The 19,617-nt window shown below is 66.5% G+C and carries 18 protein-coding genes; 12 read left to right on the forward strand and 6 right to left on the reverse strand.

All coding sequences use genetic code 11. The annotated features are described in order from the left end of the window. Positions 1-18: 18 nt before the first annotated feature. Positions 19-2,901, reverse strand: coding sequence for an excinuclease ABC subunit UvrA (gene uvrA, locus P2869_RS01520; RefSeq protein WP_277597258.1), 2,883 nt, complete (start codon positions 2,899-2,901; stop codon positions 19-21). Positions 2,902-3,035: 134 nt separating this feature from the next. Here uvrA and P2869_RS01525 point away from each other — a divergent pair, with 134 nt between their 5' ends. Together P2869_RS01525 and P2869_RS01530 are read left to right on the forward strand one after the other, a co-directional pair. Continuing rightward, the gene (locus P2869_RS01525; RefSeq protein WP_126877714.1) at positions 3,036-4,193 is read left to right on the forward strand and encodes an MFS transporter; all 1,158 of its coding nucleotides are present in this window, start codon (positions 3,036-3,038) and stop codon (positions 4,191-4,193) included. Positions 4,194-4,359: 166 nt separating this feature from the next. After that, the gene (locus tag P2869_RS01530; RefSeq protein ID WP_277597259.1) at positions 4,360-4,881 is read left to right on the forward strand and encodes a single-stranded DNA-binding protein; all 522 of its coding nucleotides are present in this window, start codon (positions 4,360-4,362) and stop codon (positions 4,879-4,881) included. A gap of 95 nt (positions 4,882-4,976) precedes the next feature. On the opposite strand, the gene P2869_RS01535 is transcribed toward P2869_RS01530, so the two are convergent. Next, entirely contained in the window at positions 4,977-5,696 is a 720-nt protein-coding gene (locus P2869_RS01535) for an alanyl-tRNA editing protein (RefSeq protein WP_017772667.1), read from the reverse strand. 144 nt (positions 5,697-5,840) lie between these two features. On the opposite strand from P2869_RS01535, the gene P2869_RS01540 reads away from it, so the two are divergent. Both P2869_RS01540 and P2869_RS01545 read left to right on the forward strand, forming a co-directional pair. After that, the gene (locus tag P2869_RS01540) at positions 5,841-6,578 is read left to right on the forward strand and encodes a PAS domain-containing protein (RefSeq protein ID WP_277597260.1); all 738 of its coding nucleotides are present in this window, start codon (positions 5,841-5,843) and stop codon (positions 6,576-6,578) included. Next, entirely contained in the window at positions 6,575-7,549 is a 975-nt protein-coding gene (locus P2869_RS01545; protein ID WP_277597261.1) for a threo-3-hydroxy-L-aspartate ammonia-lyase, read from the forward strand. The genes P2869_RS01540 and P2869_RS01545 overlap by 4 nt, the downstream gene beginning before the upstream one ends. Before the next feature lie 146 nt (positions 7,550-7,695). On the opposite strand, the gene P2869_RS01550 is transcribed toward P2869_RS01545, so the two are convergent. After that, entirely contained in the window at positions 7,696-8,610 is a 915-nt protein-coding gene (locus P2869_RS01550; RefSeq protein ID WP_277597262.1) for a LysR family transcriptional regulator, read from the reverse strand. Between the two features lie 105 nt (positions 8,611-8,715). Between P2869_RS01550 and P2869_RS01555 the strand changes: the two genes are divergently transcribed. Further along, a complete protein-coding gene (locus P2869_RS01555; RefSeq protein ID WP_277597263.1) occupies positions 8,716-10,080 on the forward strand; it encodes an MFS transporter in 1,365 nt (454 codons plus the stop codon). 100 nt (positions 10,081-10,180) lie between these two features. Here the strand turns inward: P2869_RS01555 and P2869_RS01560 are convergent, their stop codons facing one another. After that, positions 10,181-10,417 (reverse strand): hypothetical protein, encoded by a 237-nt coding sequence (locus P2869_RS01560; RefSeq protein WP_152494926.1) that lies wholly within the window; start codon positions 10,415-10,417, stop codon positions 10,181-10,183. Between P2869_RS01560 and P2869_RS01565 the strand changes: the two genes are divergently transcribed. Next, positions 10,416-10,850 carry a CHRD domain-containing protein gene (locus tag P2869_RS01565; protein ID WP_017772673.1) on the forward strand — a complete coding sequence of 145 codons (435 nt, stop codon included), beginning with the start codon at positions 10,416-10,418 and terminating at the stop codon, positions 10,848-10,850. The two genes, P2869_RS01560 and P2869_RS01565, sit on opposite strands and share 2 nt — an antisense overlap. Positions 10,851-11,040: 190 nt before the next feature. Further along, the gene (locus P2869_RS01570) at positions 11,041-12,030 is read left to right on the forward strand and encodes an alpha/beta hydrolase (protein ID WP_277597264.1); all 990 of its coding nucleotides are present in this window, start codon (positions 11,041-11,043) and stop codon (positions 12,028-12,030) included. Here the strand turns inward: P2869_RS01570 and P2869_RS01575 are convergent. Then, positions 12,003-12,896: an EcsC family protein gene (locus P2869_RS01575; RefSeq protein ID WP_277597265.1), complete on the reverse strand. Its 894-nt coding sequence runs from the start codon at positions 12,894-12,896 to the stop codon at positions 12,003-12,005. The genes P2869_RS01570 and P2869_RS01575 overlap by 28 nt on opposite strands. Before the next feature lie 137 nt (positions 12,897-13,033). Here P2869_RS01575 and P2869_RS01580 point away from each other — a divergent pair, with 137 nt between their 5' ends. Continuing rightward, complete coding sequence (locus tag P2869_RS01580; protein ID WP_277597266.1) at positions 13,034-14,629, forward strand: MDR family MFS transporter; 1,596 nt, start codon at positions 13,034-13,036, stop codon at positions 14,627-14,629. Between the two features lie 69 nt (positions 14,630-14,698). After that, a complete protein-coding gene (locus P2869_RS01585) occupies positions 14,699-15,163 on the forward strand; it encodes a MarR family transcriptional regulator (RefSeq protein WP_017772677.1) in 465 nt (154 codons plus the stop codon). A gap of 52 nt (positions 15,164-15,215) precedes the next feature. On the opposite strand, the gene P2869_RS01590 is transcribed toward P2869_RS01585, so the two are convergent. Next, positions 15,216-16,508, reverse strand: coding sequence for an amino acid deaminase (locus tag P2869_RS01590; RefSeq protein ID WP_277597267.1), 1,293 nt, complete (start codon positions 16,506-16,508; stop codon positions 15,216-15,218). Positions 16,509-16,713: 205 nt separating this feature from the next. Here P2869_RS01590 and P2869_RS01595 point away from each other — a divergent pair, with 205 nt between their 5' ends. The 3 genes from P2869_RS01595 to P2869_RS01605 all read left to right on the forward strand — a co-directional run bounded on the left by P2869_RS01595 (position 16,714) and on the right by P2869_RS01605 (position 19,611). Further along, on the forward strand, positions 16,714-17,604 hold the full coding sequence (locus P2869_RS01595) for a MurR/RpiR family transcriptional regulator (protein WP_277597268.1): 891 nt from the start codon (positions 16,714-16,716) through the stop codon (positions 17,602-17,604). Between the two features lie 3 nt (positions 17,605-17,607). After that, complete coding sequence (locus P2869_RS01600) at positions 17,608-19,107, forward strand: D-aminoacylase (RefSeq protein WP_277597269.1); 1,500 nt, start codon at positions 17,608-17,610, stop codon at positions 19,105-19,107. Positions 19,108-19,221: 114 nt separating this feature from the next. Further along, positions 19,222-19,611, forward strand: coding sequence for a RidA family protein (locus tag P2869_RS01605; protein WP_277597270.1), 390 nt, complete (start codon positions 19,222-19,224; stop codon positions 19,609-19,611). Positions 19,612-19,617: the final 6 nt, after the last annotated feature.

Consider the following 19,617-nt stretch of genomic DNA (forward strand, 5'->3'; position numbering starts at 1 on the left):
CGCTGGGGGATTTCCCATTCATTTCGCGGCTGCAACCGCGGCCGGGCGCTTGAGCAGCGGCGCCAGATACCTGCCCGTGAAGCTTGCCTTCGACTTCGCTACCTGCTCCGGTGTGCCCTGAGCAATGATCTGGCCGCCGCCGGCGCCGCCTTCCGGACCCAGATCGATGACCCAGTCGGCGGTTTTGATGACATCGAGATTATGCTCGATGATAACGACCGTATTGCCCTGGTCGCGTAGTCGGTGAATCACCTGGAGCAGCAGGGCGATGTCGTGGAAGTGCAGACCCGTGGTCGGTTCGTCGAGGATATAGAGGGTGCGACCGGTGTCGCGCTTGCTCAGTTCCAGCGAGAGCTTGACGCGCTGCGCCTCGCCGCCGGAAAGCGTGGTGGCCGACTGACCCAGCCGGATGTAGCCGAGGCCCACGTCGAGCAGCGTTTTCAGCTTGCGCGCTACCACCGGCACGGCCTTGAAGAACTCGTGCGCGTGCTCCACGGTCATGTCCAGCACTTCGCTGATGTTCTTGCCCTTATAGAGCACTTCGAGCGTTTCGCGGTTGTAGCGCTTGCCGTGGCAGACGTCGCAGGGCACGTAGACGTCGGGCAGGAAGTGCATTTCCACCTTCAGCACGCCGTCGCCCTGGCAGGCCTCGCAGCGGCCGCCCTTCACGTTGAACGAGAAGCGGCCGGGGTCGTAGCCGCGCTCCTTGGCGGAGGGCACGCCCGCGAACAGCTCGCGGATCGGCGTGAAGAGGCCGGTGTACGTGGCCGGATTCGAGCGCGGGGTGCGGCCGATCGGCGACTGGTCGACATTGATGACCTTGTCGAAGTGCTCGAGGCCCTCGATCGCCTCGTAGGGCGCCGGTTCCGTCGACGAGCCGTACAGGTGCTGCGCCACGGCCTGATACAGCGTGTCGTTGATGAGCGTGGACTTGCCCGAGCCGGACACGCCCGTCACGCAGGTGAGCAGGCCCACCGGCAGATCGAGCGTGACGTGCTTCAGATTGTTGCCGTAAGCCTCGATGATGCGCAGGTGGCGCTCGTCCGGGTCGCGCCGTTCGTCGGGGTACTCGATGCGGCGCGTGCCGGCCAGGTACTGGCCCGTGAGCGAGGCCGCGTCCGCCTCGACCTGCTGCGGCGTGCCCTGCGTGATGATCATGCCGCCGTGCTCGCCCGCGCCCGGGCCCATGTCCACGACGTAATCCGCCATGCGGATCATGTCTTCGTCGTGCTCCACGACGATCACGGAGTTGCCGAGGTCGCGCAGGTGCTTGAGCGTGGAGATGAGCCGGTCGTTGTCGCGCTGGTGCAGGCCGATGGAGGGCTCGTCGAGCACGTACATCACGCCCGTGAGGCCCGAGCCGATCTGCGAGGCGAGCCGGATACGCTGCGCCTCGCCGCCCGAGAGCGTTTCAGCGCTGCGTTCGAGCGAGAGGTAGTCGAGCCCGACGTTGTTGAGGAACATGAGCCGCGCGACGATTTCCTTGATGACCTTGTCGGCAATCTCGCGCTTCGCGCCTTCGAGGCGCAGCGTCTGGAAGTAGCCGAGCGAGTCGCGCAGCGGCCAGCCGCTCACTTCGTAGATGGCGCGGGCGTCTTCGCCGGCGCCGATGCGCACGAAGCGCGCTTCGCGGCGCAGCCGCGTGCCTTCGCAGGCAGGGCACGCCTGGTTGTTCTGATACTTCGCCAGTTCCTCGCGCACGGCGACCGAATCCGTCTCGCGGTAGCGCCGCTCCAGGTTCGGAATGATCCCTTCGAACACGTGCTCGCGTACCGACGTGCGGCCGCGTTCGTTGATGTACGAGAACGGAATGGCCTGCTTGCCCGAGCCGTACAGCAGGATCTTGCGGATCTCTTCAGGCAGGTCTTCGAACGGCGTGTCGATTTCGAACTCGTAGAACGCCGCCAGGCTCTGCAGCATCTGGAAGTAGAACTGGTTGCGCCGGTCCCAACCCTTCACGGCACCCGCGGCGAGCGAGAGCGACGGATGCGCCACCACGCGCTTCGGGTCGAAGAACGTGATCTGGCCCAGGCCGTCGCATTCCGGGCAGGCGCCCATGGGGTTGTTGAACGAGAAAAGGCGCGGCTCCAGTTCCTGGAGCGAGTACGAGCAGATCGGGCAGGCGAACTTCGAGCTGAAGAGGTGCTCGCGATCCGTATCCATTTCCAGCGCGATGGCCCGGCCGTCCGCGAGGCGCAGGGCCGTTTCGAACGATTCGGCGAGGCGCTGCTTCATGTCGGGACGCACCTTGAGGCGGTCCACCACCACGTCGATGCTGTGCCGGTCGTTCTTCTTGAGCTTGGGCAGCGAATCCACATCGTAGATTTTCGCTTCGCCCTCGTTGGCGGTGCCGCCGCCCGAGCGCACGCGGAACCGCACGAAGCCCTGCGCCTGCATCTCGTCGAAGAGTTCGGTGTGTTCGCCCTTGCGGTTGGCCACCACGGGCGCAAGGATCATGAGCCGGGTTTCTTCCGGCAGCGCGAGGGCGGCGTCCACCATCTGCGAGACGCTTTGCGCCTCGAGCGGAATTTCGTGGTCCGGGCAGTACGGCGTGCCGACGCGCGCGTAGAGCAGCCGCAGGTAGTCGTGGATTTCGGTGACCGTGCCCACCGTGGAGCGGGGATTGTGCGAGGTCGCCTTCTGCTCGATCGAAATGGCGGGGGAAAGCCCCTCGATCAGATCGACGTCCGGCTTCTCCATCAGTTGCAGGAACTGGCGCGCGTAGGCCGACAGACTCTCGACGTAGCGGCGCTGGCCTTCGGCGTAGAGCGTGTCGAACGCGAGCGACGACTTGCCCGAGCCCGAAAGCCCCGTGATCACGACGAGCTTGTGGCGCGGCAGATCGAGATTGACGTTTTTCAGGTTGTGGGTACGGGCCCCACGGATACGGATTTGTTCCATGAACCTGCGGGAGAAGGGAAGGCTAAACCTGCTACTATAGCGACTTTTCCAGACCGCCGTTACGGCTTGCTGACAGCCTGCAGGCGCGCCGTTGCGCTCTCCCGATGTCCAATCCGTCTGCCACTTCCTCACGCATGAGCGCGCCCGAATTGCGGGCCACCGTGTCGCTTGCAGCCATCTTCGCGCTGCGCATGCTCGGGCTTTTCATGATCATGCCGGTGTTTTCGATCTACGCGAAAACGATCCCCGGCGGCGACAACGTGCTGCTCGTCGGCATCGCGCTGGGCGCGTATGGCGCGACGCAATCCCTGCTCTATATCTTCTACGGCTGGGTCTCCGACCGCGTGGGCCGCAAGCCCGTGATCGCGACCGGCCTCGCCATCTTCGCGATAGGCAGCTTCGTGGCCGCGTTCGGGCACGACATTGCGTGGGTGATCGTCGGGCGCGTGATCCAGGGAATGGGTGCCATATCGTCGGCCGTGATCGCGTTCATCGCCGACCTCACCGCCGAGGAGCACCGCACCAAGGCCATGGCGATGGTGGGCGGCAGCATCGGCGTGTCGTTCGCGGTGGCCATCGTTGGCGCGCCTATCGTGTTTCACTGGGTGGGCATGAGCGGGCTTTTCTCGCTGGTGGGCGTGTTCTCGATACTCGCCATCGGCGTGGTGCTCTGGGTCGTGCCGGATGCTCCCAAGCCTGTGCACGTGCGCGCGCCGTTCGCAGAAGTGCTGCACAACGTGGAGCTGCTGCGGCTGAACTTCGGCGTGCTGGTGCTGCACGCCACCCAGACCGCGCTCTTTCTCGTCGTGCCGCGCATCCTGGAAGCGGGCGGCCTGCCCGTGGCGTCGCACTGGAAGGTCTACTTGCCCGTGATGGGCCTCGCGTTCGTGATGATGGTGCCGGCCATTATTGCCGCCGAGAAGCGCGGGAAGATGAAGGTGGTGCTGCTTTCCGCTATCGCCCTTATCCTGATCGGACAGCTGTTACTCGGCGCTGCGCCGCATACCATTCTGGCTGTGGCCGCGATTCTGTTCGTGTACTTCCTCGGTTTCAACATTCTCGAGGCGTCGCAACCGTCGCTGGTCTCGAAACTGGCGCCCGGCAACCGCAAGGGTGCCGCGGCCGGGGTCTACAACACCACGCAGTCCATCGGCCTCGCGCTAGGCGGCATGCTGGGCGGCTGGCTGCTGAAGTCGAGCGGCCAGAACAGCGTGTTTTACGCATGTTCGGGCCTCGTATTGTGCTGGCTTATAATCGCCGCCAATATGAAGGCGCCGCCGCGCAGGGCGTGACTGGCCGGCGCCACAATCCATATTGAGCACACAGGGCGGCGATCGCGCGCAGCGCGGTGGCAGGTTCGCCTGAAGCGGGCCTGTCGCGGCGCCGCTTCGCACGGGACCGTCCGCGCGCAACACCCTCGCACAGCGCCGCCTGCAACGGAATCAACAGGAGAAACACATGGCATCCGTGAACAAGGTCATTCTCGTCGGTAACCTCGGCGCCGATCCCGAAGTACGCTACCTGCCGAGTGGCGACGCGGTGGCGAACATCCGGCTTGCCACGACGGACCGCTATAAGGACCGCGCAAGCGGCGAAATGAAGGAAGCCACGGAATGGCATCGCGTGGCGTTCTTCGGGCGACTTGCTGAAATCGTGTCGGAGTACCTGAAGAAGGGCTCCTCCGTGTACATCGAGGGCCGCATCCGCACGCGCAAGTGGCAGGCGCAGGACGGCACCGACCGCTATTCGACCGAAATCGTCGCTGACCAGATGCAAATGCTGGGCGGCCGCGGCGGCGCCTCGATGGGTGGCGACGACGGCGGCTACCGCGAACCGGCCGAACGCAGCGGCGGCGGTGGTGGTGGCCGTGCGGCTGGCGGCGGCGCGTCGCGTGGCGGCAGCCAGGGCGGCGGTGCGGGTCGGTCGAACGCGCCGGCCGGCGGCGGGTTTGACGAGATGGATGACGATATTCCGTTCTAAAGCCGACCAACAGCACGCGTGGCTAAAAGCCCGCTCTTCATCGAAGAGCGGGCTTTTTTCTTGCCCCGTCGGACGAGCCCCGACAAGAAACCGTCCTACGCCAGTTCGATCCTCACTCGCCGGTTCCGGCGCCCCTTGTTCTCGATCTTGACCACGCGCACGGGCCGCGACTGCCCCGTGTTGGATAGATGTGTCCCGCCGCAAGCCTGGCGGTCGAGATCGCCGATCTCGACGATCCGCACGCTGCCGTCCGGCGTGGGCGGCGGTGCCACGGACAGGCTTCGGATGAGCCCCGGCGTCGCTCGCGCCTCGGCTGCGCTCACGTAGTAAATGCGCACATCGAGCGCCGCGCGGATCACGTCGTTGACCGGCGCTTCCAGCGCTCGCAGCAGATCGTTGTCGGCTTCTGGCAGGTCGAAATCCATTCGTGCGGTGCCGTCGGCGTTGATCTGGGCGCCGGTCACGAGTGCGCCCGCGAAGCGCTGGTAGACGAGCGCGTTGAGGACATGCGTCGCCGTGTGAAGCTGCGCGACGGTGGAGCGTCGATCGGCGTCGATCGAGACGTGCACGGAGCGCTCGCGTGGCAATTCGACCGGCGCGTCGAGAAGATGCCAAAAGGCGTCGCCTTCCACCGACACGCCGGAAATGCGCACCTCGCCATCCGCGTGGACCAGGGTGGCCGCGTCGCACACCTGTCCGCCGCCGCCGGGATGCAAGGCGGACCGTGCGAGCAGCACCGCCCCTGGGCGCGTATCGACGATCGTGGTTTCGAATTCGAGCAGATCGGGCTGCTCGTGGCAGAGATAGTGCGGCACCGTGGCTCCTCCCCGGAAATGGACGGCTGGATGGCCAGTCTATTCACGCTCGCGTGCCAGCGTCTTGGCCAAAATGTTGCCGCTTGCCGGGATCGTGCGAGATCGGAAATTGACATTCCGTCATAAATCGCCAAAATGTCATGCATGAGCCGACCGCCAGCCCGACCACCTACCCGCACCCGCACATCCGCCCCAGCCAGGCGCTCCATCGCGCCCGACACCGAACGCGAAAACGCGCTGCTCCTGCGCGAAGGCGCGAAGATCGTCGAAGCGCTGGGCCGCACGCTTGCTCCGCTTGTCGAGGTGGTGCTGCACGACCTCACGTGTCCCGAGCATTCGGTGGTGGCGATCGCGAACAATCTCTCCGGCCGTCAGGCCGGCGACGCCGTGACGGAACTCGGTCTGGCTCGCATCACGAACCCCGGGTTTCCCGAAGTCGTCCAGAACTACGCGAACCGCTTTCCGGATGGCCGGCCGGCCAAGAGCACGTCGATCGGGCTCAAGAACAGCGCGGGCGACTATGTGGCGGCCATCTGCCTCAACATGGACATCTCGCTGATCGGCGCCGTGACGGCCGGCCTCGGCCAGTTGATGCAGACCGACAGCGCGGCTGCGCCGGTTGGTGAATCGCTGGCGCCGCGGCGCGTGGAAGATGTGCGTGCGGCGCTCGAGCGTTTTGCCGCTGCGCGCAACACGACGCCCATGGGCATGACGCTCGCCCAGCGCCGTGACGCCCTGCGCGAGCTTGCCGGCAGCGGCCTGCTGAACCTGCGTCACGCCTTTGCCGAAGTCGCGCAGACGCTCGGCGTGGCGCGCTCCACCGTCTACACCTATTTGCCTACGGAACAACGCACGGAACAACGCACGGAACAACGACCATGACCGCGATGCCCATTTCCTTCGACGACGTTGCCGCCGCCCACGAACGCCTGCGCGGCGTGGCGCATCACACGCCGGTGCTCACGTCGTCCACGGCGAACGCGCTGAGCGGCGCGCAGCTGTACTTCAAGTGCGAAAACTTCCAGCGCATGGGCGCGTTCAAGTTCCGCGGCGCCTACAACTCGATCGCGCAGTTCACGCCCGAGCAGAAGGCGGGCGGCGTCATCACGTTTTCGTCGGGCAATCACGCGCAGGCCATCGCGCTCTCGGCAAAGCTGCTGGGCGTGAAGGCGGTGATCGTGATGCCCGAGGACGCCCCCGCCGTGAAGGTGGCGGCCACGCGCGGCTACGGCGGCGAGGTGGTGTTCTACAACCGCTATACCGAAGACCGCGAGGCGCTGGGTCGACGGCTCGCGGCCGAGCGCGGCCTCACGCTGATCCCGCCGTACGACCATCCGCATGTCATGGCGGGGCAGGGCACGGCGGCCAAGGAACTGATCGAGGAGGTGGGCGAACTGGACCTGCTGCTGGTGTGCCTGGGCGGCGGCGGGTTGCTGTCGGGCTGTGCCGTGGCGGCGCGTGCGCTGAGCCCGCGCTGCACGATCGTCGGCGTGGAGCCCGAAGCCGGCAACGACGGGCAACGCAGTCTGCGCAGCGGCGAGATCGTTCACATCGATACGCCGAAGACGATCGCCGACGGTGCCCAGACCCAGCATCTCGGCCAGTACACGTTCGCGGTGATCCGGCAACTCGTGGACGACATCGCGACGGTGAGCGACGCCGAACTTGTCGAAACGATGAAGTTCTTCGCGAGCCGCATGAAGATCGTGGTGGAGCCGACCGGTTGTCTTGCGGCGGCCGCGGCGCTGCAAGGCAACGTGGACGTGAAGGGCAAGCGGGTTGGCGTGATCGTGTCGGGCGGCAACGTCGATCTGATGCGCTTTGCCGAACTGGTGAGTGCGGCGCAGAGCTGAATGGCGCGGCGCCGGTTGTTGCGGTGGCTGCTGCAGTGGACCTCGGTGTTCCGCCACGGGCCATCGCGTCCTGCGGCTGTCAGCCTCTTGGCCTGGAAGTACCGCGCTCGCCTCTACACCACGCTTGCGCCAACTCCGCGCCACCCCTACGCCAGCAATTCCCTGAGCACGGTGCGCGCGTTCGCCACCAGCTCGCTCTCGCCGGGGCGAGCCGGCAGCAGATGAAACTCCACCGCAGGAAGCGTCGGTAGGCTCACGCGCTTCCCGCATGCCACGAGCCCCGCGCCGACCGACGACTCGTTCAGGCACGAGATGCCCAGCCCGGCCTTCATCGCGAGCTGCAGTCCCGCCACGCCCGACGCCGAATGCGAGATCAGGTACGGCACCTTGCGATCCTCAAGCAGCTTCACGACGTAGCGCTGCAACTGACACGTGGCGGGCAGCAGCACGAGCCGGTACGGCGACTCCATGCGCCGGGTGTCCATATCGGCCGATGCCGCCCACACCAGCTTCTCGCGCCGCACCACGGTGCTGCCCGTTGCGACTTTCCCCAGTTTCGACGCTCCGCCTGTGCCGCGTGCCGCCGCATGTCCCGCGGGCGCCACGATGCGCAGCGAGAGACCGATGTCGAAGGTGTTGTCGCCGACGCTGCTGTCGATCACGGCGCTCGGCAGCACGGTGACGTGCAGCTTTAGTCGCGGATGCTGCTCCGAAAAGCGTCTCAGCACGAGCGCGATTTCGTGCGGCCGGTAGTAGTCGGTGATCGCGATGCGAAGCTCGCCGTCCAGCGCGCGGCCTTGCATGTCGTCGAAGGCGGCCTCGGAGAGCGCGAGGATCCGCTCTGCGTGAGCAAGCAGCTTCACGCCGGCGGGCGTCGCGGTCACGCCCTGCTTGCTGCGCACGAAGAGCGGCTGGCCGACGCGGTCTTCGAGCTTCTTCAGCTGTTCGCTCACCGACGACTGGGAGAGGAAGATTCGCTCGGCCGCCGCCGAAACGCTGCCCGCTTCGGCGACCGCAACGAGCGTGCGCAATTGGGCGAAGTCAAAACCACGCAGATTCATGATTCGGTCTGGCCGATGGAAGTAATCTAATTTTCCCGCTTTTCCGATAGATCGTCCATTCGTACGATGCCTCCATTCGATTTCGCTGAATCACCGGAGGCAGGCATGAACGGAAACTTCGCGCGCGGCGCGGTACGCGGGCGCAATCATCGCTGGAAGGTCTTGGGCGTGGGCTTTGCCGCCAACGCGAGCTTCGCGGCGGCGTTCTCGGGCATTCCGACGACGGCCGTGCTGCTGCGCGGCGCGTATGGCATCGGCAATGGCGGGCTGGGGCTCGTGCTGGGCATGCTGGGCCTCGGCATCGCACTGAGCGAGTTGCCGTGGGGGCTGCTCACGGACCGTTGGGGCGATCGTCGCGTGCTGTTGCTCGGACTGGGCGGCACCGCTGCGGCGCTTGTCGGCATGGCGCTGTTCGTCGTACCGCATGCGGGCCATGTGCCGTCGCTTGTGAGCCTCGCTGCGGGGCTACTGTTCGTCGGATTGCTGGGCGGCAGCGTGAACGGATCGAGCGGCCGCGCCGTCATGGCCTGGTTCAAGGAGGGCGAGCGCGGCCTTGCCATGAGCATCCGGCAGACCGCTGTGCCCGCCGGCGGCGGCCTGGGTGCGTTGATGCTGCCCGCGCTGGCCACGGCGCATGGGTTCTCGGCGGTCTATGGCGTGCTTGCCGTGTTGTGCGCGGCAACGGCGGGCTTTGCGTGGCGCTGGTTGTACGAGCCGGAGCTGGCGACGGGCGGGGCTGGATTGAAGCGCGCCGACGAGAAAGCCGCAGCCGTTCAATCGACAAACTCGGCAAGCGGCCACGTATCGAAGACGTACCGTCAACCTCATCACGCTCGGGTTCGCGCCCGCGCCGCCACGAGCCCGCTGCGCGATCCCGCTATCTGGCGCGTGACGCTCGGCATCGCGGCGCTTTGCGTGCCGCAGCTCGCCGTCGTGACCTTCGCCGCGGTCTTTCTGCACGACTTCAGTCATGCGGGCGTCGTGACCATCAGCGCGACGATGGCTGCCGTGCAGACCGGCGCCGCGATCATGCGCGTATGGAGTGGGCGCTGGGCCGATCGTCACGGCAACCGTCGCGGCTATATGCGTGCGTGCAGCCTGCTAACCGCAGCGTTCTTTGCATTGCTCGCGGCGATGACGCTCGCTGTGCCGCATGCCGATTCCGCGGCGGCCATGTGGTTTGCCGTTGCGATCGTGGCGGGCGGCGTCTGCGCATCCGCGTGGCATGGCGTGGCTTATACGGAACTCGCGACGCTCGCCGGCACGCAACGAGCCGGCACTGCGCTGGCGATGGGGAACACGGGCGCATTCACGACGTTGTTCCTCACGCCGCTTGCCATTCCGCTGCTGCTCGCGGTGGGTTCGTGGACCGCCGTCTGGGCTGCGGCAAGCCTGTGTGCGCTGCTCGCCTTGCCGGTATTTCCGCGGCCGTATCGCGCGAAGATGGGCGCGGTGGGCGCGGCGAATTGATCGCACGAATTCGCCGGTTTCTGTTCGCCGAGAAGGGCGTGCAGGCGAAAAAAAACGCGGCCGAAGCCGCGTTCAAGCTTGGAGACCCTTCAATGAAGAGTCACTTCTCGCAGGAAGAAGCGTAGTCGGTCGAGCGACGAAAATCGAGAACAAATCCGACAAGGCACTGTTCAAAAATATCGGAAGAATCGCGGCGGCAGGGGCCCGGAGCGGGGCGGGCAGCACGGCGGCGCACCGTGTTTTGCACTAGCATGTGGCAGGCGTCGCGAGGGCGCCGTTCCAATGTGACCGGGTGGTGAGTCGCATCGGACAGAATTGCCGAATCGGAGAACAACATGAAAGTGCTTCGCACATTGAAGGTCGCTGTCGCGTTTTGCGCCTTGATCTCGGGCGCTGCTTTTGCCGATACCGTCGCGTTGAGGGCCGACCTCGAACCGTCCAGTGAAGTGCCGCCGCGCGTGAGCCACGGGCACGGCATGCTGGACGCGACGTTCGATACGTCCACGAAAAAGCTGCAATGGACGGCGACTTACGAAGGGCTCTCCAGCCCCGTCACGGCTGCGCACTTCCACGGTCCCGCGCCCGTGGGGCAGAACGCGAAGGTGCAGGTGCCGGTGGAGAAGCAGGCGCTCGCGAGCCCGATCAAGGGCGCTGCCACGTTGACCGAACAACAGGTGACGGACTTGATGGCGGGGCAGTGGTACTTCAACGTCCATACGGCGCAGAACCCCAGCGGCGAGATTCGCGGCCAGGTGCGGCTGACCAACTGAGTGAGCGCGGGGCAGTTGCCGCCTCGCGCAGGGATCGGCGGTTGCCAACAGGCGTCGGTAGGTGCCAATAAGCGCCAATGAGCGCTGATCAGCACCACTCGGCGGGCAACACGTCTAGAGCGTTCAATCGACTCGCCTCGATTTTGCCCCGCGTACCATGGGCGGTTTCTTGTCCATGGAGCCCGTACCGATGAGCTGGCAAAGTGCACTCGCGTGCTGGGTGTTGCGCAGGCAGTTTCGCCCCGAGACGCTCAAACCGTCGATCAACGTGCAGCTTGCCCGTGCGCGCACCGCAAAGCGCGCGTGGTCGCCGCGCGTGCCGCCCGGCTGGCATCTGCGCGAACAGTACGGCGCGGCGCACGCGCCGCTCATGGGTGAATGGCTCGAGCGTCGCGCGAACGCAGTTTCGGCCAACACGTCAGGCGTCGGCGCCGCAACCTCTCACGCGGGGACGCGCACGATTCTCTACCTGCACGGCGGCGGCTATTACTTCTGCTCGCCGCAGACGCACCGCGCCATTGTGTTCGGCCTCGCCACCCGTGCCGACGCGCGCGCTTTCTCGCTCGACTATCGCCTCGCGCCCGAGCATCCGTTCCCCGCCGCACTCGACGACGCGCTCGCCGCGTATCGCCAGTTGATCGCGGACGGCACGCCGCCGCAGTCCATCGTGGTGGCCGGAGACTCGGCGGGCGGCGGCCTTGCGCTTGCCACGCTGGTGGCGCTGCGCGATGCGGGCGACGCCTTGCCCGCGGGCGGCATCCTGTTTTCTCCGTGGACCGATCTGGCCGCAACGGGCGCGACGCTGCGCTCGAACGACGGCGTCGACCCGATGTTCGCCGGCGCCGCGCTTGCGCGCGCGGCGAAGATCTACCTGGGCGAGACCGAGCCGACGCACCCCTACGCGTCGCCGCTCTACGCGGACCTGCACGGCTTGCCGCCGCTCTTCATGCAGGCCGGCAGCACGGAAGTGCTGCTGGACGACACGCGGCGCGTGGCCGACAAGGCGCGAGCGGCCGGCGTGGAGGTCGAGCTGCACATCTGGCCGAAGATGCCGCACGTGTGGCCCATCTTCGCGCCATTTCTGCCGGAGTCGCGCCTCGCGCTGGACGACGCGGCCCGCTTCGTGCGCCGCGTTACGCGCGCGCAGGCCGCTCAGGCGAGCGAGATGTCGATGGTCTGATACGCCGCCTTCACCGCCTCTTCGCCGTATTTGCGCTCCAGCCGGCGCACGGTGAAGTGGCCGTGCGCGACCTGCTGGAAGTGATCGATGAACACGGTGTTGACCATCGCGCCCAGCACGGCGCCGATCGCCGGGATCGATTTGGCCGCCACCTGCTCGCTCACCTGCACCGAAAAACGTGCCGCGATGGCGTTGACGAGGCGCACGAGCGCCGCCGAGCCATGCGTCGTGATGCCCTTCGACGCGATCTCAGACGACGCCTTCGACACCGCCTGCGCGAGCGCGCCGCGCATGATGAAGTAGCCGAGATCGGCTTCGTCGTCGGTGCTCGAGTGGCTGCCCATGCCGAGCACCGCGAGGCATTGCAGCTGGGTGTCGGTGGAATTCAGGTCTTCGCCTTCGCTGCGCGCCACGTCGCAGATCGAGCGGAACATCAGCGTCGTGGTGACCGGTAACTCGACCGGCAGCGCGAGCAGCCCGAACGCACCGCCCGCCGCGCCGGTGGTCGCCACGGCGAACTTGTGAAGCAGGTTGCCGGGCTTTTCGGGCGCGGCGGGCGGCAAAGCCGCTGCGCCTGTAGCGCCGGAGCCGACGTGGCTCGTGGCTCGCCCCGCGCCATGTCCTGACTTGCGCAGCGTCTTCAACGCAATCTGCAGACATTTACGCAGCGCTGACTGCGTCGCTTCCGCCACCTTCTCGTTGGCGACGGCCGGCAGCCGCAACATGACCTTCTCTAAAGGCGCGCCGACAATCGCCGCCAGCTTCATGGTGAGCGGCGGGCTTTCAAGCTCGTGTTTGGCGCGCGCCAGCGCGGCCATGTCGTCGGCGCAAAGCGCTTGCGCCGACGTGGTGGGAACCCACTCCATACCCCTCCTGAGAGACCTGACGTCCCAATAACGCCTCGATGCCAGCCCCGCAAGGCGCGCGGGGCACAGCCTGATTAGAACCCCCAGGCGTGATATGATTTCATTTCTTTGACGAGTCAACCATTGCGCTATCAAAAATGGCCGTCCACACCACAACCCACCATTCGAGTGGGCAGGTCTTGCCGTTCCGGGAGTCGCTGCTCGCGATGCTCGGCATCTCCTTCGTCACCATGCTCGTTGCGCTCGACCAGACCGTGGTCGGCACCGCGCTGCCCACCATCGTCGCCGAACTCAAGGGCTTCGACCTGTACGCGTGGGTGGCGACGTCGTATCTGCTCGCCTCGGTGATCACCGTGCCGATCTTCGGGCGCCTCGGCGACTATTACGGGCGCAAGCCATTCCTCATTGCGTCGATCGTCGTGTTCACCGGCGCCTCCGTGTTGTGCGGGATGGCGAACAGCATGCTGTTTCTCGTGCTCGCGCGCGGGCTGCAAGGCATTGGTGGCGGCATGCTGGTGGGCACCGCGTTCGCCTGCATTCCTGACCTTTTCCCCGATTCCGTCGTGCGCCTGCGCTGGCAGGTGATGATGAGTTCGGCGTTCGGTATCGCGAACGCGATCGGGCCTTCGCTGGGCGGGTTCCTCACGCAGTACGCGGGATGGCGCTCGGTGTTCTACGTGAATCTGCCGGTAGGGTTGCTCTCGCTCTTTTTCGTGTGGCGCTACCTGCCGCACATGCGGCACGTCGCGCACGAAGGGCGCATGCGGCTCGACTGGCCGGGCGCGGTGCTTATCGCCGTGGCGCTCGGTTCGCTTCAGCTATTTGTCGAACTCCTGCCGAAGCACGGCGTGAGCGCTGCAGCCGTCGCGCTGCTCGCCGTGAGCGTCGTGGCCGCGTGGGCGCTTTGGCAATGGGAAAAGCGCTTCCCGCAAGCCATTCTTCCGGTCGACATGTTCCGCAACCGGAGCCTGAACGCGCTCTTCACGCTTTCCGTGCTGGGCGGCTTCTCGATGTTCTCGCTGCTGTTCTACGCGCCGCTGCTGTTCCAGGGCGGTTTCGGGATGTCGCCGAAGGAAGCAGGTCTCGTGATTACGCCGCTCGTGGTGTTCATCACGATCGGCAGCATTGCGAACGGGCGCATCGTGTCGCGCATCCCGAATCCGAACCTCATGCTCTATGTCGGCTTCGGCATGCTCGCGGTGTCGTGCCTCGCGGTGGTGATCGCCACGCGCGCCATGCCGCACGCGCTTCTGATGTCGTTCATGATTTTCGGCGGTCTGGGGCTTGGTTTCGTGATGCCGAATCTCACGGTCTTCGCCCAGCAGACCGCGGGCCGCGAGCACCTCGGCATTGCTACGGCGCTGCTGCAGTCGCTGCGCATGATCGGCGGGATGGTGGGCACGGCGATCACAGGCACGTTCGTTACGCACATGTACGCGAGCGGCGTGCGCAGCGCGCTGGAAAACGATCACGCGATGCAGTGGTTCGGCGATCTGGGCGACCCGCAGATTCTCATCAACCATGAGGCGCAGGCCACGCTCACCACGCAGCTGGCGCAGGCGGGCCACAACGGCGGCGTGCTGCTCGAAACGGCGCGCGAAGCGCTGGTGGCCGCCATCCACCTGGGTCTGGCGTTGGCGGCGGCCGTGGCGGTGATATCCGTCTGGCAGAGCCGGCGGGTGCCACCGGTTAAACTACGGCGTCAGATCGAGCCGGCGGTTCCCGCCGAATGAGCGGGTTCATCGAGCAGTGCGTCGAGCCGGCCGGCTGACGTTTCGTTTTCAGGCATTACGGCATACATCATGGAAGAACAGGACCGCGTCGCCATCGTTCAGCAGTTTGGCCGCACCTATCGGGCGTTCATGTCGGCGTTCGAGGCGCAAGTTGGCCACCCGATGCCGCGTTGGCGGATTCTGCTCGCGCTCTACGACCAGGCCGGCGAGTCGTCGCAGAAGCGACTCGTGGAGCGGCTGCGCGTCGATCCGGGCGCACTCACGCGGCAACTCAAGCTGCTGGAAGGAATGGGCTGGATTGCCCGCAGTTCCGACGAACGCGACAACCGCATCACGAACGTGAAGCTCACCCAGGCGGGCCGGGACGCGATGGAAGAAAGCCTGCCGCGTCGCAATGCCTTCCTGCACGACACGATGGCGGCGATGCCGGAGGACGCGCTGAAGGCCCTTTCCGGAGCCCTCGGTTTGCTGGAGGCGCGCATTGCCGAAGTGGCGGCCGCCGCGCCGGCTGCTCCAGTGCAGGACGCGGCTTAGCGTGGCCTCACGCGGCGCGCCACGCCGCGTTTTCATCGCGTCCTCGCGCCACTCAGAAGAACGTCTCGACCACCTCGGTCACGCGATACGACGGATCCACGATCAGCACCTCGCGCCACTTGTCGAAGGTGAGACAGGGATGCGAGATGTCGAAGGCGATCATGTCGCCCACTTTCAGGTCCGCGCCCGGCGGAATGCGCAGATACGCGTGCTGGTCCATCATGCCGAAGATCTCCCAGCCTTCGTTCGGCGCGATGTCGCGCGGCGTGCCGTGGTCGCTGCCGTCGCGGCTTGGGCGGAAGTGGCGCGCGGGCTCGGGGTAGCCGGCGTCGAACGCGGCGTCGCGCTTGCCGAAGCCGACGATGGCGCGGTCCGGCTCGGGAATCGACTGCACATAGGCCCAGAGTTGCAGCGCAGGCAGCAGGCCTTGGCCCATTTTCCGCGCTACCGGATTGCGCGCGAAGATGTCGCTCTGCGCCTTCTTGTAGATGCCGACGTCGTGGGTCAGATAGCAACCGGGACGCAGCACCACCTCGATGCGGCCGCCCGCGGCGGCTTTTGAAAACTCTTCGGCCACCACGTCGTACCACGCCGAGCCCGCGCCGGTGAGAATGGCCGGCGCACGCGCGAAGCGGCCCGCGTCGGCCAGTTGCGTGGCGAGGCTCACGGCCTCGCGCAGAAACGCGCGCACTTCGTTCTCTTCCTTCAGCACGCCTTCATAGACTTCCACGCCCGCGAGCCGCAACGAATCGGGATAGCGTTCGACGGCGGCCAACACCGCGTCGCGCTGCGCGGCATCGCGCACGCCCGTGCGTCCGCCCGGCACACCCAGTTCCAGTAGCACGTTGAGCTGCTTGCGCACCGAGCCGAAGAACTGGCCCAGTTGCTCGACGCCATCCACCGAATCGACGAGGCAGAAGAATTCGAACTCCGGGTCGCTGAGCAGTTCGGCGACCATCATCATGTTGCGCCGGCCCACGAGCTGGTTGGCCATCAGCACGCGCGACACGCCGCCGTGCCACGCGGCACGCGTCTGGTGTGCCGTGGCGAGCGTGATGCCCCACGCGCCGGCGTCGATCTGGCGGCGAAAAAGCTGCGGCGCCATCGTGGTCTTGCCGTGCGGCGCGAGTTTCGCGCCGTATTCGGCGACGAAGTCCTGCATCCACTTCAGGTTGTGCTCGATGCGGTCCGCGTAGAGCACGGCGGCGGGCAGGCTCACGTCTTCGTCGAGCAGGTTCCATTCGAGACGGCCCGCATCCGTCAACTGGATGCTCGAGCCCGGTACGTTGCCGAGGCCCTTGCTGTTGGGATCGATCGTGCGCCCCTGATAGTTTGTAACTTTCATCTCGCCTTGCTCCATCGCGTTGTTATGCGGAACCCAAGTTGACTTCGCCATGGTACAGAAAGTACGATGCCGACGTAAATGTTATTTAGTACCAGAAGCGGTGCGGTGCCACCTACCCGCTACCCGGCATCCGGTACTGGATGCCGTACCGTACCCGAGGCATGTGACCTGCGCTGCCGTCCTGTATCCCGTTCCCGCCTTCTCCATGAATTCAGCCACAGAACCGCAGACCTTCGACATCGTCGCGCGCATTGCCGAATGCGCGCCCGATCTGCGCTCGGCGGAACGCAAGGTGGCGGCGCGTATTCTCGACGACCTGACGGGCGCCTCGCGCGCGAGCATCGGCGCGCTGGCCCACGACGCGAAGGTGAGCGTGGCCACCGTCACGCGTTTCGCCAAAACGGTGGGCTGCCGCGACGTGCGCGAACTCAAGCTGCGGCTCGCCCAGGCGGCGGCCGTCGGGCAGCGCTTCCTGCATGCCGAGGCGCCTGCGGATGCCGCGGGGTCGATCGCCACGCGCGTGTTCGACGAATTGCAGACCGCGCTTGCGCACAACCATCAACTGCTGCGCCAGGCGCCCGTGGCGCAGGCCGCCGCGGCGCTGCGCGAAGCGCGCATGATCTACGTGTTCGGCATGGGCGGCGGCTCGACGGCGCTGGCCGACGAAGCGCGCTTTCGGCTCGTGCGCCTCGGCCGCCCCGTCGCGACCTACCAGGACGCGCTGCTGCAACGCATGGTGGCGAGCACGCTCTCGCGCGACTGCGTCGTGGTGGCACTCTCGACCACGGGCCGCGTGCCCGAAATGGTCGAGAACTGCCGCATCGCGCGCAGCTACGGCGCCGCGGTGGTGGCCGTCACGGCGCCGGCCTCGCCGCTCGCGAAGCTGGCCGACTGGGTGATTCCCATCGTCGCGTTCGAAACCGATTTCATCTACAAGCCATCGTCGTCGCGCTACGCGATGATGATGGCGCTCGACGTGCTCGTCACCGAACTCGCCGTGAGCCAGGGCGACGAGAGCCGCGAACTGCTGCGCCGCATGAAGCACGCGCTCGACGCGCACCGCGGCGGCGGCGACAGGCAACCGCTAGGAGATTGACCCATGCACTCGCATCCTGAAGCCGCAGATACGCTGATTGTCGGGGCCCAGTTGTACGACGGCACGGGCGCGCCGCCCGTGGAGCGCGACGTGGCTATCCGCAACGGCCGCATCGCGGCGGTCGGCAATCTGTCGAACTGGCTGGCCGAAGAGGTCGTGGAGGCGAACGGGCGCGCGCTCGCGCCGGGCTTCATCGACGTCCATACGCACGACGACACGCACGTGATCCGCGCGCCGCAGATGCTGCCGAAGCTGAGCCAGGGCGTGACGACGGTGATCGTCGGCAATTGCGGGATCAGCGCGTCGCCCGTGGCGCTCAGGGGCGCGCCGCCCGATCCGATGAACCTGCTCGGCGAGCGCGACGCGTTCCAGTACCCGACCTTCGCCGCGTACGTCGACGCCGTGAATGCCGCGCGGCCTGCCGTGAACGTGGCGGCGCTCGTCGGGCACACGGCGCTGCGCAACAACCACATGGACCGGCTGGACCGCACGGCCACGGCCGCCGAAATCGACGGCATGCGCGCGCAGCTCGAAGAAGCGCTCGCGCACGGCGCGCTGGGCTTGAGTACCGGGCTTGCGTACGGCTCGGCGTTCGCGGCATCGACGGAGGAAGTGTTGGCCCTCGCCGAGCCGCTTGCCGCGGCGGGCGCGGTCTACACCACGCATATGCGCACGGAGTTCGACGGCATCCTGGACGCCATGGACGAAGCGTTCCGCGTGGGGCGCCATGCCCAGGTGCCGGTGGTGATCTCGCACCTCAAGTGCGCGGGACCGTCGAACTGGGGCCGCAGTACCGAAGTGCTCGAACGGCTGGAAGGCGCGCGGCGCCTGCAACCCGTGGGTTGCGACTGCTATCCGTACAACCGCAGTTCGTCGACGCTCGATCTCAAGCAGGTGACGGGCGACATCGACATCACGATCACGTGGTCCGAGCCGCATCCCGAAATGGCGGGCAAGCGCATCAAGGAGATTGCCGCGGAGTGGGGCGTGAGCCAGCCGGATGCCGCGAAGCGCCTGCAACCCGCGGGCGCGGTGTACCACAACATGTCCGAGGACGACGTGCGGCGCATCCTCGCGCATCCGGCCAGCATGGTGGGCTCGGACGGCTTGCCGAATGACCCGCTGCCGCATCCGCGGCTGTGGGGTGCCTTTCCGCGCGTGCTGGGCCACTATGCGCGCGACATGGCGCTCATGCCGCTCGAAGAGGCCGTGCGCAAGATGACGTCGCTCTCGGCGCGCCGCTTTGGCCTGGCGCAGCGCGGCGAGGTGCACGTGGGCTATCACGCCGATCTCGTACTGTTCGACCCGGCGCGCGTGCGCGACGCCGCGACGTTCGAACGGCCCGAGCAACCTGCGGACGGCATCGACGCCGTGTGGGTCAACGGCGTGCTGTCGTACCGCGAGGGTCAGCCGTCCGGCGAGCGGGCCGGGCATTTCGTGGCGCGCGGTGCGGTGCCGGCGCAGGCTGCTGCATCGGCGGGAGCGGCGCAGCGCGCGTTCTGAATTCAGCGTTCAAGTCCCGCGTGTGTCGGCCGATGCGCTGGCGTGCCGGGACGGCATTCCTCTCGCGCGTTGCGCTCTGCGGCGCGCGCCAACAAACGACCAGGAGCAGAAACGATGAAGCGTTATGGTGTGGAAGGCGGCAAGGGCACGGGCGGTCAGCACATGCCGTTTGCGCGCGCGGTGGAGGCGGACGGTTGGCTCTTCGTCTCCGGCCAGACGCCGATGGAAAACGGCGAGGTCATCAACGGCGGCATCGTCGAGCAGTCGCACAAGGCGATCCAGAACATGGTCGCCATCCTGAAGGAAGCCCGCTACGGCACCGAGCACGTCGTGCGCTGCGGCGTGTGGCTGGATGACCCGCGCGACTTCGCGTCGTTCAACAAGGTGTTTCGCGAGTACTTCGGCGAGAATCCGCCGGCACGGGCCTGCGTCGTCTCGAGCATGGTGGTGGACTGCAAGGTCGAGATCGACTGCGTGGCCTACAAGGCGCCGGACGGGAAATAACGCGGC

It is taken from the genome of Paraburkholderia sp. SUR17, assembly GCF_029536165.1.
Taxonomy (GTDB): Bacteria; Pseudomonadota; Gammaproteobacteria; order Burkholderiales; family Burkholderiaceae; genus Paraburkholderia; species Paraburkholderia kururiensis.

What these genes read in the sequence shown, in the direction of transcription:
- uvrA (WP_277597258.1), bottom strand. Translation starts at nt 2,901, where the DNA reads ATGGAACAAATCCGTATCCGTGGGGCCCGTACCCACAACCTGAAAAAC.
- P2869_RS01525 (WP_126877714.1), top strand. Translation starts at nt 3,036, where the DNA reads ATGAGCGCGCCCGAATTGCGGGCCACCGTGTCGCTTGCAGCCATCTTC.
- P2869_RS01530 (WP_277597259.1), top strand. Translation starts at nt 4,360, where the DNA reads ATGGCATCCGTGAACAAGGTCATTCTCGTCGGTAACCTCGGCGCCGAT.
- P2869_RS01540 (WP_277597260.1), top strand. Translation starts at nt 5,841, where the DNA reads ATGAGCCGACCGCCAGCCCGACCACCTACCCGCACCCGCACATCCGCC.
- P2869_RS01545 (WP_277597261.1), top strand. Translation starts at nt 6,575, where the DNA reads ATGACCGCGATGCCCATTTCCTTCGACGACGTTGCCGCCGCCCACGAA.
- P2869_RS01550 (WP_277597262.1), bottom strand. Translation starts at nt 8,610, where the DNA reads ATGAATCTGCGTGGTTTTGACTTCGCCCAATTGCGCACGCTCGTTGCG.
- P2869_RS01555 (WP_277597263.1), top strand. Translation starts at nt 8,716, where the DNA reads ATGAACGGAAACTTCGCGCGCGGCGCGGTACGCGGGCGCAATCATCGC.
- P2869_RS01565 (WP_017772673.1), top strand. Translation starts at nt 10,416, where the DNA reads ATGAAAGTGCTTCGCACATTGAAGGTCGCTGTCGCGTTTTGCGCCTTG.
- P2869_RS01560 (WP_152494926.1), bottom strand. Translation starts at nt 10,417, where the DNA reads ATGTTGTTCTCCGATTCGGCAATTCTGTCCGATGCGACTCACCACCCG.
- P2869_RS01570 (WP_277597264.1), top strand. Translation starts at nt 11,041, where the DNA reads ATGAGCTGGCAAAGTGCACTCGCGTGCTGGGTGTTGCGCAGGCAGTTT.
- P2869_RS01575 (WP_277597265.1), bottom strand. Translation starts at nt 12,896, where the DNA reads ATGGAGTGGGTTCCCACCACGTCGGCGCAAGCGCTTTGCGCCGACGAC.
- P2869_RS01580 (WP_277597266.1), top strand. Translation starts at nt 13,034, where the DNA reads ATGGCCGTCCACACCACAACCCACCATTCGAGTGGGCAGGTCTTGCCG.
- P2869_RS01585 (WP_017772677.1), top strand. Translation starts at nt 14,699, where the DNA reads ATGGAAGAACAGGACCGCGTCGCCATCGTTCAGCAGTTTGGCCGCACC.
- P2869_RS01590 (WP_277597267.1), bottom strand. Translation starts at nt 16,508, where the DNA reads ATGAAAGTTACAAACTATCAGGGGCGCACGATCGATCCCAACAGCAAG.
- P2869_RS01595 (WP_277597268.1), top strand. Translation starts at nt 16,714, where the DNA reads ATGAATTCAGCCACAGAACCGCAGACCTTCGACATCGTCGCGCGCATT.
- P2869_RS01600 (WP_277597269.1), top strand. Translation starts at nt 17,608, where the DNA reads ATGCACTCGCATCCTGAAGCCGCAGATACGCTGATTGTCGGGGCCCAG.
- P2869_RS01605 (WP_277597270.1), top strand. Translation starts at nt 19,222, where the DNA reads ATGAAGCGTTATGGTGTGGAAGGCGGCAAGGGCACGGGCGGTCAGCAC.